At 66.9% G+C, this 13,262-nt stretch carries 12 protein-coding genes; 6 read left to right on the top strand and 6 right to left on the bottom strand.

Features of this window, described 5'->3' with window-relative positions; all coding sequences use genetic code 11:
* Window positions 1-14 precede the first annotated feature (14 nt).
* Complete coding sequence (locus EGM46_RS07350) at window positions 15-1,193, bottom strand: ABC transporter ATP-binding protein (protein WP_125099503.1); 1,179 nt, start codon at window positions 1,191-1,193, stop codon at window positions 15-17.
* Between the two features lie 2 nt (window positions 1,194-1,195).
* The gene (locus EGM46_RS07345) at window positions 1,196-2,407 is read right to left on the bottom strand and encodes an ABC transporter substrate-binding protein (protein ID WP_125099502.1); all 1,212 of its coding nucleotides are present in this window, start codon (window positions 2,405-2,407) and stop codon (window positions 1,196-1,198) included.
* A 436-nt stretch (window positions 2,408-2,843) separates the two neighbouring features.
* Here EGM46_RS07345 and EGM46_RS07340 point away from each other — a divergent pair, with 436 nt between their 5' ends.
* The gene (locus EGM46_RS07340; RefSeq protein ID WP_125099501.1) at window positions 2,844-3,311 is read left to right on the top strand and encodes an Lrp/AsnC family transcriptional regulator; all 468 of its coding nucleotides are present in this window, start codon (window positions 2,844-2,846) and stop codon (window positions 3,309-3,311) included.
* 2 nt (window positions 3,312-3,313) lie between these two features.
* On the top strand, window positions 3,314-4,708 hold the full coding sequence (locus EGM46_RS07335; protein WP_125099500.1) for an aspartate aminotransferase family protein: 1,395 nt from the start codon (window positions 3,314-3,316) through the stop codon (window positions 4,706-4,708).
* 141 nt (window positions 4,709-4,849) lie between these two features.
* On the opposite strand, the gene EGM46_RS07330 is transcribed toward EGM46_RS07335, so the two are convergent.
* The gene (locus EGM46_RS07330; RefSeq protein ID WP_125099499.1) at window positions 4,850-5,830 is read right to left on the bottom strand and encodes a hypothetical protein; all 981 of its coding nucleotides are present in this window, start codon (window positions 5,828-5,830) and stop codon (window positions 4,850-4,852) included.
* Window positions 5,831-6,160: 330 nt separating this feature from the next.
* On the bottom strand, window positions 6,161-6,430 hold the full coding sequence (rpsO, locus tag EGM46_RS07325) for a 30S ribosomal protein S15 (protein WP_125099498.1): 270 nt from the start codon (window positions 6,428-6,430) through the stop codon (window positions 6,161-6,163).
* Window positions 6,431-6,710: 280 nt separating this feature from the next.
* Here rpsO and EGM46_RS07320 point away from each other — a divergent pair, with 280 nt between their 5' ends.
* From EGM46_RS07320 to EGM46_RS07310, 3 genes are all read left to right on the top strand, one after another.
* A complete protein-coding gene (locus tag EGM46_RS07320) occupies window positions 6,711-7,922 on the top strand; it encodes an ammonium transporter (protein WP_125099497.1) in 1,212 nt (403 codons plus the stop codon).
* A gap of 109 nt (window positions 7,923-8,031) precedes the next feature.
* Window positions 8,032-8,868: an inositol monophosphatase family protein gene (locus tag EGM46_RS07315; protein ID WP_125099496.1), complete on the top strand. Its 837-nt coding sequence runs from the start codon at window positions 8,032-8,034 to the stop codon at window positions 8,866-8,868.
* Window positions 8,869-8,965: 97 nt separating this feature from the next.
* The gene (locus EGM46_RS07310; RefSeq protein ID WP_125099495.1) at window positions 8,966-10,165 is read left to right on the top strand and encodes an ABC transporter substrate-binding protein; all 1,200 of its coding nucleotides are present in this window, start codon (window positions 8,966-8,968) and stop codon (window positions 10,163-10,165) included.
* Between the two features lie 72 nt (window positions 10,166-10,237).
* Here the strand turns inward: EGM46_RS07310 and EGM46_RS07305 are convergent, their stop codons facing one another.
* Entirely contained in the window at window positions 10,238-11,725 is a 1,488-nt protein-coding gene (locus EGM46_RS07305; protein ID WP_125099494.1) for an NCS2 family permease, read from the bottom strand.
* Window positions 11,726-11,870: 145 nt separating this feature from the next.
* Entirely contained in the window at window positions 11,871-12,242 is a 372-nt protein-coding gene (locus EGM46_RS07300; protein ID WP_277425216.1) for an FKBP-type peptidyl-prolyl cis-trans isomerase, read from the bottom strand.
* Window positions 12,243-12,364: 122 nt separating this feature from the next.
* Between EGM46_RS07300 and EGM46_RS07295 the strand changes: the two genes are divergently transcribed.
* Window positions 12,365-13,231 (top strand): fumarylacetoacetate hydrolase family protein, encoded by an 867-nt coding sequence (locus EGM46_RS07295; RefSeq protein ID WP_125099493.1) that lies wholly within the window; start codon window positions 12,365-12,367, stop codon window positions 13,229-13,231.
* The last annotated feature ends 31 nt before the right edge of the window (window positions 13,232-13,262 follow it).

Here is a 13,262-nt window from a genome sequence, read left to right as displayed (position 1 = left end):
GACCTCTCCCCTCGCTACCCGAGCGCCGCCTGGGCGGCAATCGCCCGGGTGGAGTCCTCGGTGGTGAGCGCGCCCGTGTCGAGGCGGTCATCCGCGAGCCCGAAGGTGTGCTCCGTGAGCCAGCTCAGCCACACCTCGTCACCGAGCCGCGCCGCGGGGCCAGCCTGCAGGTTCTGCGCGAACACCTGGAGGGCGCCGGCGCCGGGCACCTCGACCGTGTACTGCGTGCTCACGCCGATGAACGACACGTCGGTGATGCGGCCGGGGCCCACCACGTTGCGCGACGCGTCGGGCGCCGGCGCGTCCATCGTGAGGCTCAGCTTCTCCGGGCGCACGCCGATCGTGATCGCGCCCGTTGTGCGCTGCGTGCGCGACGTCGGCACCGAGAGCCGCGTGCCGCCCATGTCGGTGTGCACCACCTGGTCGGTGCCGCCCACCACGTCGACGTGGAACAGGTTCGACTGGCCGAGGAAGTTCGCGACGAACACCGTGCGCGGCAGCTCGTACAGCTCCTCAGGGGCGCCCATCTGCTCGATCCGCCCCTTGTTCATCACCGCGACCGTGTCGGCCATGGTCATGGCCTCCTCCTGGTCGTGCGTGACGTGCAGGAACGTGAGCCCCACCTCCTGCTGGATCTGCTTCAGCTCCTGCTGCATCTGGCGGCGGAGCTTCAGATCGAGCGCGCCGAGCGGCTCGTCGAGCAGCAGCAGGGCCGGGCGGTTCACCACGGCGCGCGCGAGCGCGACGCGCTGCTGCTGCCCGCCCGAGAGCTGGGCGGGCTTGCGATCGGCGATGTGATCCAGTTCGACGAGGCGCAGCGCCTCGTGCGCCTTCGCGGTCGCGTCACCGATCTTGCGCCGGCGCAGCCCGAACGCCACGTTCTCGAGGATCGTCATGTGCGGGAACAGCGCGTACGACTGGAATACCGTGTTGACCGGGCGCTTGTGCGGCTTCAGCTCGCTCACGTCGGAGCCGCCGATCAGGATCCGCCCCTCCGTCGGGTCCTCGAGTCCCGCCACGAGGCGCAGCGTGGTGGTCTTGCCGCAGCCGGACGGGCCGAGCAGCGCGAAGAAGGATCCGGCGGGGATCGTGAGATCGAGGTGCTCGATCGCGGTGAATCCGGGGAAGCGCTTCTGGATCCCGACCAGTTCGAGGTCGGCGCCGGCCTCGGCGAATGATGCGTGTGCCGCCATGATCACAGCCCCAGCACGTTCTGGAACGCGGTGGAGTACTTCTTGTCTTCCTCTGCCGTCAGTGTGCGGAACGTGTGCAGGTGCTTCCAGTCCTCCTCGCTCGGGAAGATCAGCGGGTTGTCCGCGTTCTCCGGGTTGACCTTCTGCATGGCCTCCTGCGTGCCCTTCACCGGCGGGACGAAGGTCACGTAGTCTGCGACCTCGGCCATGACCTCGGGGTCGTAGTAGTAGTTGATGAGCTCCTCGACCTTGGCCTTCGCCTCGGGCGTCGTGCCGTTGGGCACGGTGAACGAGTCTGCGGCGATCATGCCGCCGGTCTCGGGGATCTCCAGCGTCCACTGGTTGTCGTTCTCGGTGTTCAGCATGATCACGTCACCGGTCCACGCCATCGCCGCGAGCGCGTCGCCGCGAATGAGGTCCTGCGTGTAGCTGTTGCCCTTCACGTTGCCGATCTGGCCGCTCTGCAGCGCGTCGTCGAGCCATGCGAGCGCCGCATCGAACTCCGCGTCGCCCCACGCGCCGCTCGGATCCGTGCCGAGGCCGGCCATCACCATGCCCATCGTGTCGCGCATCTCGCTCAGCACGACGACCTTGCCCTTGAGCTCGGGGCGCAGGAAGTCGTCGAGGGTCTTGATGCCCTTCGGCACCTCCTTCGTGTTCCACACCCAGCCCGAGGCCGGCAGCTGCCACGGGATCGTGAACTTGCGGCCCTGATCCACGTCGAGGGCATCCCACTGGGCGTCGACGAGGTTCGCCGTCACGTTCGGCAGATTCGCGTAGTCGAACTCCTGGATCTGCTCGTCCTGGATCAGGCGCGCGTTCATCCAGTCGGTGAACGTGATCGTGTCGTAGCCCGTGAACTGGCCGAGCTTCAGCTGATCCTTGATCTTGCCGTAGAAGGTGTTGTTGTCGTCGATGTCCTCGATGTACTGCACCTCGAAGCCGGCCTGCTCCATGAACGCGTCGAGCGACGGGAACGACTGGGTCTGATCGTCGAAGTCGAGGTAGTAGGTCCAGTTGCCCCACGCGATCCCCTCGCCACCGCCGCCACCTCCCCCGCCGCCGGAGTTCGGGGCGCAGGCTGCGAGGCCGAGTGCACCAGCACCAGCTGCTCCCGCCGCTGCACCGCGCAGCAGCTGGCGGCGGTTGAGCTGTGCGCCGCGAAGCAGCTGCACGATATTCCGAACGATCGGGTCTTCAGGCTGACGGACCATGAGAGATCTCCCTTGGTTTCTCATAGGCGAACCGACAGGTCGCACAAACGGCGACTCTGCCGGGTGGTGACACTGAGACTGTCACAGACGGTGACTCGATGCAAAGAAGAGAACCTCTGGAACCAGAATTCTTCATGAAACGGTTACATTTCTGACGCCGTTCCGGGTGTCCGGGCGACCGGATTGCGGCCCCGGTGAGGGGCGCTCGCGCGGGCTCGCGCGCCGCGTCTCGCGCAGACGTTCACCCTTCGGACCAGGGAAAAGGCTGGAATCGCGTGCGGCGCGGAGTTATGCTCAGCGTGCGGTGATCCCGCACTGATTGGCACGTCTACCGCGCGCACGCACCTCCGCCCAGAAGGGCGAAATCAACAGAATTCGCCGCCCATATCTTCGGATTCCTTTGCTTTTTCAGGTTCTCACTGCAAGAATCAGTGACGTGAGCAGCAAACGCACGTCGCAGGCTCTCGACTCAACGTCGAAGGCGATCATCGAGCAACTCCAGCGCGATGGCCGTCGATCGTACGCGGAGATCGGGAAGGCGGTCGGCCTCAGTGAGGCGGCCGTGCGCCAGCGCGTGCAAAAACTCACGGATACCGGGGTCATGCAGATCGTTGCAGTGACCGATCCCATGCGTCTCGGCTTCACCCGCCAGGCGATGCTCGGCATCCGGGTCTCCGGCGACACACGCGTCGTCGCGGATCAGCTCTCCGCCATCCCCGAGATCAGCTACGTCGTGCTGAGTGCCGGCTCCTTCGACATCATCGTCGAGGTGGTCTGTGAAGACGACGACGGCCTCATCGAGCTTCTCAACGAGAAGATTCGCGCGGTCGAGGGCGTCTCGGCGACGGAGACGTTTGTATACCTCCAACTCACCAAACAGAAATACGATTGGGGAACAAGATAACCATGTCATTCGATCCCACTGCGGCGGTTGACACCGCGGCGCTCCAGGCTTCGGCCAAGCGCCACATGTGGCCGCACTTCACGAACCGTAAGGTGCTGAACGACGGCATCCCCGTCATCACGCGCGCTGAGGGCCACCACATCTACGATGCGGCTGGCAAGCAGTACATCGACGGCCTTGCAGGCCTCTTCGTGGTGAACGCTGGCCACGGCCGCGAGCGCATCGTCCAGGCAGCAGCCAAGCAGATGCAGCAGCTCGACTTCATGCCGCTCTGGTCGTACGGCCACCCGGCAGCCATCGAGCTCTCGGAGCGTCTCGCTTCGTACGCTCCCGGCGAGATGAACAAGGTCTTCTTCACCACCGGTGGTGGCGAGGCTGTGGAGTCGGCGTTCAAGCTGGCGAAGCACTTCTGGAAGATCAAGGGCCAGCCGATGAAGCACAAGGTCATCTCTCGCTCGGTCGCCTACCACGGCACCCCGCAGGGCGCCCTGGCGATCACCGGTATCCCCGACATGAAGAAGTTCTACGAGCCGCTGACCCCGGGTGGTCACCGCGTGCCCAACACGAACTTCTACCGCGCTGAGGAGATGGGCGCACCGTCCAACGACCTCGAGGCATTCGGCCAGTGGGCAGCAAACCGCATCGAGGAGGCGATCCTCTTCGAGGGTCCCGAGACCGTTGCCGCTGTCTTCCTTGAGCCCGTGCAGAACTCGGGTGGCTGCTTCCCGCCGCCCCCCGGGTACTTCAAGCGCGTGCGTGAGATCTGCGATCAGTACGACGTGCTGCTCGTCTCGGACGAGGTCATCTGTGCCTACGGCCGCGTTGGCGACTTCTTCGCCTCGAAGGCGCTCGGCTACGAGCCCGACATCATCACCTCGGCGAAGGGCATCACCTCGGGCTACGTCCCGCTCGGTGCCATGATCGTCTCGGACAAGGTGTCGGAGCCCTTCAACTCGGAGGACAACACCTTCTACCACGGCTTCACCTTCGCTGGTCACCCGGCGGCGGCGGCTGCGGCGCTCGAGAACCTCGACATCTTCGAGGAAGAGGACCTCAACGGCCGCGTGCGCGAGAACAGCCCGCTGTTCCGCGCCGAGCTCGAGAAGCTGCTCGACATCGACATCGTCGGTGACGTGCGCGGCGAGGGCTACTTCTTCGGCATCGAGCTTGTCAAGGACAAGGCGACCAAGGAGACGTTCAACGAGGAGGAGTCGAACCGACTGCTCCGCGATTACCTCTCCCCCGCGCTGTGGGAGGCCGGCCTCTACTGCCGCGCCGACGACCGTGGAGACCCCGTCATCCAGCTCGCTCCGCCGCTGACCATCGGTCCGGCTGAGTTCGCGGAGATCGGTGGCATCCTGCGCAGCGTCCTGAAGGACGCGTCCTCGAAGATCTAAGTTCTTCTCGGACTGAACGGCCCCCTCGTTTCGGCGAGGGGGCCGTTTGCGTGCGCGGCCCCCCGCCCAAATCGCGCGCATCTTTCCATGTCGCGCACATCTTCGCTCGATCTCTATCGCCCTCGAATAATCCGCGCGATCTCAGCCCTGGGGATACACGCCGAACGCCCGCAGTCGCGCTCCCAGCAAGCCCGCATCGCGTGCCTCGCGAAACCCCCACCTCACAAAACGGTGCCGAGTGACGCCCCGCACCCAGTCCTCTCGCCGTTTCTCCGCGAGCACGGCCTGACTCGAAGTCTGATCGGGCAGGAGCTTCGCGTCCGTGTACTTCGCGACACCATCGACTTCGCCGAACACTCCCAACCCGACGAACTCGAAGTCGATGCGATAGCTCACGCCCTTTGGTCCCGGCACTTCGACTTGAGATTCAACGTCATAGCCGAGGCGTCGCAGGTTGAGCCGACTGAGACTCTCCGCCGCGGACTCGGCGCGGTGATCCACAGCGGCGAACCGGTCGGCAGCGATCCGTTCACCACGGACACCAGTGTCGCGCAGCGCACGTTCGGATTGCGCGGCGCACCATGCTTCGGCCGCACCCGATGCGCCATTGGTGAACAGATCCCGCACTCCGCCGTCCAGGATTACCGCGGCCTGCTCAGGCGTGGAGACATGCGCAACGTCCCAGAGCGTCCGCTCGCGCGATGTGCACCTCAGCAGGCCGAAGTCAACGACGTCTTCCCGATCCAACTCGTAGCGATGCCGCCGGCGGCGCTTCCCACCGCCAGCGGGCGACGCTGCCTCCCACGGAAGTGTGTCATGAACGGGTTCTCGGCCCAGATCGAACGAGGGAAAGCCCCACATCGCGGCGGCTGTCACGTGAGAAAAGACGGGATCATGCGCCGTCGCTCGATAGCGTGCGCTGAGCGCGAGTGCGATGTGGCGTTCTTCCGGCCACCAATTCGACCATACACTCTGCGTGACATAGCAGCCGTTGCCAATGCGAACCCACGCGCCGCTCTTCAACTCCGCGACGATGGCTCCGTCAGAGACCCCCTCACGCCTCAGACGCGCGCGTACGAGCAGCTGCGCATGTATCTCTGCAATTCGACGTTCAGGATCCATGCCGCACATTCTGATCGTGCGGTTGACCTCCTCGAGGCTGGAACCCGTGTCGGTGGAGAACGTATGCGAAGTCGCTCGCGGCACACGCCTGTGCGCGAGCGTAGGCCGCACTTCATTAGCAGGCGGCGGGACGCTCTGCGCCCCGCCCCGCAAACCGCCCGCATCTTTCGAAGCCGCGCGGATTCGTGGGAGAAAGCCACCGATCTGGAAAGATCCGCGCGGTTTCGGTGGGTGAGGCGGACGGGGCTGGAGGGCGGGGCAGAACGCAGAAGCGCCCGCCACCGTGAGGTGGCGGGCGCTTCGCAGAAAGTCAGCTGGCGATCAGCGGACTTATCGGCGCAGGCCGAGGCGCTCGATGAGCGAACGGTAGCGCGTGATGTCCACGTTCGAGAGGTAGCTCAGCAGGCGGCGACGCTGACCAACGAGCAGGAGGAGGCCACGACGCGAGTGGTGGTCGTGCTTGTGCTCCTTGAGGTGCTCGGTCAGATCCTTGATGCGCTGCGTGAGCATGGCAACCTGCACCTCGGGGGAACCGGTGTCGCCGGGCTTGGTTGCGTACTCGTCGATGATCGCCTTCTTGACGTCTGCTTCCAGTGCCATAGGGATCCCCTTCCTGTTGTTGCGCGGCGCCTTCAGCGGGATGCTGGGGCTCTCTTTCTCCGCGGCCGTTCTGACGGCAACCTGTACAGCTTAGCAGCTTCTCGGCGCCGGTGGCACTGCGTGCGCACAGACCCCCAGAGAACGCCGAAGCCACCCATGTGATCGCACGGAAACACAACTGTGACTGCAGGGCAATCGCCGGGTGACGCTGTCGAAACCCTGAGGGCGCACACTGATGCCACGACTCGTTCCCGGGGACCCGGGAGGAAGGTGGCACACCATGGAGGAACTCACGCCGCAAGACGTGTGGACGCTCGCGAGCACGGCGCTCGTGCTCATCATGACCCCCGGCCTTGCGCTGTTCTACGGCGGCCTGGTCCGGGTCCGATCCGTCGTCAACATGATGCTCTTCAGCGTCAGCGCCATGGGCGTGGTTGGCGTGCTGTGGATCCTGTTCGGCTACAGCATGAACTACTTCGCAGAGGGCGAGGGCGGCTTCGCCGGCAGCCCCTTCAAAGATTTCGGCCTCGTGAACACCGACCCGAGCGCGTTCATCGGCGTCGCATTCGGTGCGGTGTTCGCGATGATCACCACGGCGCTCATCTCGGGCGCGATCGCGGATCGCGTCGGCCTGGGCTCCTGGGTGCTGTTCTCCGGCGTCTGGGCGAGCCTCGTCTACTTCCCGGTCGCCGCGTGGGTGTGGGGCGGGGGCTGGATCCAGAACCTCGGCAGCACCCTCGGCACCCCGGAGGTCATCGATCTCGCAGGCGGCACCGTGATCCACATCAACGCCGGCGCGGCAGCACTCGCCCTCGCACTGGTCGCCGGGCAGCGCGTCGGCTTCGCGCCGGGCTCGCACAAGCCGCACAGCGTCCCGCTCGTCACGATCGGCGCAGCCCTGCTGTGGTTCGGCTGGATCGGCTTCAACTCGGGGCTCGCGACCGAGGCGGGCGAGGCCGGCCTGATCGTGCTGAACACCCTCGGCGCTCCGGCTGCCGGCATCGTCGGCTGGATCCTCGTCGACGTGCTGCGCGGGAAGAAGCCCGGCGTCATCGGTGCCGCGTCCGGCGCGGTCGCCGGCCTCGTCGCGATCACCCCGTCCGCGGCGAACCTGTCCCCCGTGTGGGCGCTGCTGCTCGGCCTCATCGCCGGCATGGCCTGCGCGTTCGCGATCGACTGGAAGTACCGCCTCGGCTACGACGACTCGCTCGACGTGGTCGGCCTGCACCTCGTCGCCGGCGTGATCGGCTCGCTCTACCTCGGCTTCTTCGCCTTCGATGATGGCCTGTTCACGGGCGGCAACGGTGGGCTCCTGCTCGTGCAGACGATCTCCGTGGTCGCGGTCGCCGCGTACTCGTTCGTCGTCTCGCTAATCATCGCCCTCGTGGTCAAGCGCCTCACCGGGCTGCGCGTGCCGCAGGAGGTCGAGGAGGCCGGCATCGACGTCGGCGCACACGGCGAGGAGGCGTACGCCTACGAGACCGCGCGCTGATTCACGGCGCGCTCCCGACCGGCACGCACCGGACGGGGCGTGGGGTGCAACGTCGCTCCCCGCACCCCGCCCGGTGCGTGCCGTCATGCGCCCCGCTAGGCTTCGCAGTATGACCGCACCACACTCGCTCACCGTCTCACCCGAAGCGCTCACCACGATCGCCGCCGACATCGCCACGCGCGTCGGGGCTCGGATCATGGAGCTTCGCGCGGTCGGCGTGGATGTCGCGGCGAGCAAGTCGAGCATCACGGACGTGGTGACCGCGGCCGACCGGGAGGCGGAGCAGCTCGTGGTGGCCGCGCTCAGGGCGGCCCGGCCGGACGACGCGATCCTCGGCGAGGAGGGCACCGGGCTCCCCGGCACGAGCGGGATCACGTGGGTGATCGACCCGATCGACGGGACTGTCAATTATCTGTACGACCTGCCCGTGTACGCGGTGAGCATCGCGGCGACCGTCACGGATCCCGCGGCGATGGCCGACGGCCGACGCGCGATCGCCGGCGCCGTGTACGCGCCGCGCCTCGACGAGCTGTTTGCGGCGTTCGAGGGGGGCGGCGCGCGCCTGAACGGGCGGGCGCTCACCGTGTCGGGGAAGACCGATCTGGCGACCGCGCTCGTCGGCACGGGGTTCGGGTACACGGTCGAGCGCAGGATCGAGCAGGCGGCCATGGTGTCGCGTCTGCTCCCGCGTGCGCGAGACATTCGCCGGCTCGGCTCGGCGGCGTACGATCTGTGCTCGCTCGCGGCCGGCCGGCTCGACGCGTATTTTGAGCGCGGCCTGCAGCCGTGGGACTACGCCGCGGCGGCGCTCATCGCCCGCGAGGCTGGCGCTACGGTGATCGGCCGTGACGACGCGACGCTGCCGGGCGAGCCGCTCCTCTTCGCCGCGGCACCAGGGCTGGTGCACGAGCTGCGCGACGCGGTGCTCGGCGCCCCAGCTGCGTAGCTGTCAACGAAACTGACAGGAACATTTACGTTCTGTCGCGACGTGTGTGATGATGGGGTCACGCATCCGTCCGTTGCCTGTTTCCAAAGGGGGAGACATGTCTCATTCGACGCCAGATCCCGTCGTCCAGGAACTCGTCCGCCGCGCACGCGCCGCGCAGCTCAGCCGGAGGCAGCTGTTTCGCGGCTCCGCCGTCGGCGCCGCGCTGCTCGGAGCCAGCTCCCTCGCCGCCTGCGCCGGCCCGAGCGGGCCGGGTGACGGCTCGGGCGGAACGCTCCGCTGGGCGAACTGGACCTACTACCTCGACTACGACGAGGAGACGGGCGACTGGCCCTCGCTCAACGAGTTCATGGAGCGCACGAACATCCGCGTCGAGTACTTCGAGGACATCGACGACAACAAGACGTTCATCGCGAAGATCAAGGACCAGCTGAAGCTCGAGCAGGACACGGGCTACGACCTCATCGTGCCGTCCGACACCACGACGGTGCGTCTCGTCGAGCAGGATCAGCTGCTGCAGTTCGACCGCTCGCTCATGCCCAACGTCGACGCGAACATGATCGACATGGTGACACACGCGAGCTTCGATCCCGATCGAGTCTGGTCGATCCCCTACCAGGCCGGCATGACGGGGCTCGTGTACAACACTCAGCTCTACCCCAAGGGCGTGCGCGAGGTCTCCGACCTGTGGGCCCCCGAGCTGCAGGGCAAGGTGAACCTCCTCACCGAGCAGGATGACACGCTCGCGCTCATCATGCTCGAGCAGGGCGTGGACATCGAGGGCGACTGGGGCGACGCGGAGTTCGAGGCAGCGCTCGCGGTGGCGAAGCAGCACATCGACAGCGGCCAGGTCGCCACGGTGAAGGGCAACTCGTACACGCAGGACCTCGAGCAGGGCACCGTGTGGGCCGGGATGTGCTGGTCGGGCGACATCGCGATCCTCAACGAGGAGGCCGGCGAGGAGATTTGGAAGTTTGTCGTGCCGGAGTCGGGCGCCTCGGTGTTCGTCGACTCGTTCTCGATGCCGAAGGCCGCGGCGGCCGTCGACCAGGCGCACGAGCTGATCGACTACTACTACGAGCCCGAGGTGGCCGCCCAGGTCGCCGCGTACGTGCAGTACGTCTGCCCCGTCGCTGGGGCGCAGGAGGCCATGGCGAAGCTCGCCCCCGAGCTCGCGGAGAACCCGCTGATCTTCCCCGACCAGGATCTCTCGAAGCGGATCTTCGACATGCGCTCACTCACCGCGGAGGAGGACAACCGCTACACGCAGGCCTTCCAGAAGGTGCTCGGCAACTAGCGCAGCGCCGCCGGATGCACGAGCGCGGGCCAGGGAACCCCCTGGCCCGCGGCACGGTGTGACGGGTGTCGCCTACGCGATGCCGAGCAGCGTCTCGATCGGCCCGCGCGCGAAGAAGATCACGAAGCCGAGCGACACGATCCAGAGCAGCCAGTGCACCTGCTTCGCTTTGCCGGTGAGCGCGTGCACGAGCACCCAGGACACGAAGCCAGCGCCGATGCCGTTGGCGATCGAGTAGCTGAGCGGCATCACCGCGGCCGTCAGGAAGACGGGCAGCAGCACGCGGAAGTCGCTCAGGTCGATGTTCGCGATCTGCGACATCATCATGGCGCCGACGATCACGAGCGCCGCGGCCGCCACCTCGGTGGGTACGATCTCCGTCAGCGGCGTGAAGAACATCGCGAGCAGGAAGATGAGGCCCGTCACCACGTTCGCGAGGCCGGTGCGCGCGCCCTCGCCGATGCCGGCGCCCGACTCGATGAACACCGTGGTCGAGGACGAGGAGGTGCCGCCGCCGACGACCGCGCCGATGCCCTCGACGACGAGCGCCGACTTGATGCGCGGGAAGTTGCCCTGAGCGTCCGCGAGGCCGGCCTCGCGCGAGAGCCCGGTCATGGTGCCCATGGCGTCGAAGAAGTTCGTGAAGAGCAGGGTGAAGACGAGCATCACCACGGTGACGAGGCCCACCTTGCCGAAGTCGAAGCTGACCGCCCCGACGAGGCTCAGATCCGGCACCGCGAACGGGTTCGCGCCGAGCACCGGCTCGGTGAGGCTCCAGCCCCCTGGGTTGACGCTGCCGTCAGCGCCAAACTTGGGCCCAATCTTCCAGATCGCCTCAACGATCACCGCGATCACGGTGCCGCTCACGAGGCCGATCAGGATGCCGCCCTTCACCTTCTTCGCGACCAAAACACCGGTGAGCAGCAGCGTGACCACGAAGATCACGGTCGGGATCGTTGCGATGAAGCCGACGCCGGCCGGCCCGAGGCCAACGGGCGGCGAGGACTGGCCGGTCGCGTCGACGAAGCCGGAGTTCACGAAGCCGATGAACGCGATGAAGAAGCCGATACCGACCGTGATCGCGAGCTTGAGCTGGACCGGCACCGCGTCAAAGATCATGCGGCGCAGGCCGGTGGCGGCGAGCAGCACGATGAGCGCGCCGTTGATCACCACGATCGCCATCGCCTCGGGCCAGGTCACCTCCTGCACGACCGAGAACGCCAGGAACGCGTTGATGCCGAGGCCGGCTGCGAAGGCGAAGGGCAGGCGCGAGACCAGGCCGAAGAGGATGGTCATGACGCCGGCGGCCAGCGCAGTGACGGCGCTCACCTGGCCGAACTCGAGGACGTTGCCCGCGACGTCTTCCTTCCCCGAGAGGATGATCGGGTTGAGGATGACGATGTACGCCATCGTCACGAAGGTCACGAGACCGCCGCGGATCTCCGTTCCGATCGTTGATCCGCGCTCCGTGATGTGGAAGAAGCGGTCGAGTCCACCCTTCGGCTCCACGGTGCTCCGCTGACTCGTTTCCTGCTGGGCCTCTGCCACAGGCTGCTCCATTCCCTCAAGCTGGGCGTTTCCTGAACACGAGTACGCTACCACCTGCCGGGGGCCGCGGCACGTCGGCCGGAACGCAGAACGGGCCCACCCGCGGTGCGGATGGGCCCGTGCCGGCGCGCGGCGTCACCGCGCGAAGCGCGGCTGCTTAGCTGACGCCGAGCAGATCGATCACGAAGATGAGGGTCTTGCCGGCGAGCGGGTGGCCGCCCGCGGTGCCGTAGGCCTGGGCCGGGGGCACGATGAGCTTGCGGCGGCCGCCGACCTTCATGCCGGGGATGCCGACCTGCCAGCCCTGGATGAGGGCACGCAGCGGGAAGTTGATCGACTCGCCACGGTTCCAGGAGGAGTCGAACTCCTCGCCGGTGTCGAACTCGACGCCGAGGTAGTGCACGTCGACGGTGGAGCTGGCGAGCGCCTCATCGCCGCTGCCCTCCACGAGGTCTACGATCTGCAGCTCCGTGGGGGCGGGCCCCTCCGGGAACTCGATCTCCGGCTTCGTCATCGGGTTTTCAGTCATGCCTCTCATTCTCCCGGATTGCGGCACGTTCGCACCTCCGAGTTCGCTCAGAGGGAACCCCGCGGTGACTCCGGGCGTGGAGCGCGCCACATCGGGCACGCTGCTTCGGATACCCTAGGAGGGTGAGATTTGCGCACCTAATTTTGGCCCCCGCGTCCACTCCCGAACTCGTTGTCGTGCAGGAGGAGCGATTCGCTCCCGTGCGCGCGCTCGGAGGCGAGTACGCGTCCCTGCAGCAGCTCATCGAAGCTGGCCCTGAGCGGGTGGCCGAGATTCGCACCGCGGCAGCCCAGCTCCCCGCTGCCGAGTGGCGCGAGCTCGGTGATGCGCGCTACGCGCCCGCCGTCATCACTCCCCCGATCGTGCTTGCGGTCGGCCTGAACTACGACGAGCACGCGAGCGAGCTCAGCCTCGACAACGACTCGGGTCCGGTGCTGTTCTCCCTCTTCCCGAACTCGCTCGGCGGCCACCTCGGCGAGGTGCCGATCCCGGTCGAGATCAGCGAAGAGGTCGACTACGAGGGCGAGCTCGGGGTGATCATCGGCCGCGCGGCGAAGAACGTCACGCCCGAGGAGGCGCTCGACTACGTCTTCGGGTACACGACCATCAACGACATCACGGCGCGCAACATTCAGTTCCAGGAGCCGCAGTGGTCGCGCTGCAAGTCGTTCGACGGTTTCACCCCGGTCGGCCCGGTCGTCGTGACCGCCGATGAGATCCCGGACCCGCAGGCGCTCGCGATCACCACTGACGTGGACGGCCTGCGCGTGCAGGACTCCACCACCGAGTTCATGGTGCGCACCGTTGCCCAGCTCATCTCGTCGATCTCGCAGTCGCTCACGCTGCTGCCCGGCACGGTCATCTCGACGGGTTCGCCGGGCGGCGCCGGCCGCTCGCGGAAGCCGCCGCTCTACCTGAAGCCGGGCACCGAGGTGACCGTGACGATCGAGAACGTCGGCACGCTCACCTCGTACTGCGTGCGCGCCTAGCGGCCTCGGCGCCCGGCGGCTCGCACGCACG

Origin of the sequence: Leucobacter chromiireducens, assembly GCF_003917135.1 — a bacterium.
GTDB classification, from domain to species: Bacteria; Actinomycetota; Actinomycetes; order Actinomycetales; family Microbacteriaceae; genus Leucobacter; species Leucobacter chromiireducens_A.
Note: the sequence above shows the minus strand (reverse complement) of the source record. Positions and strands in the feature narration are given on the sequence as shown.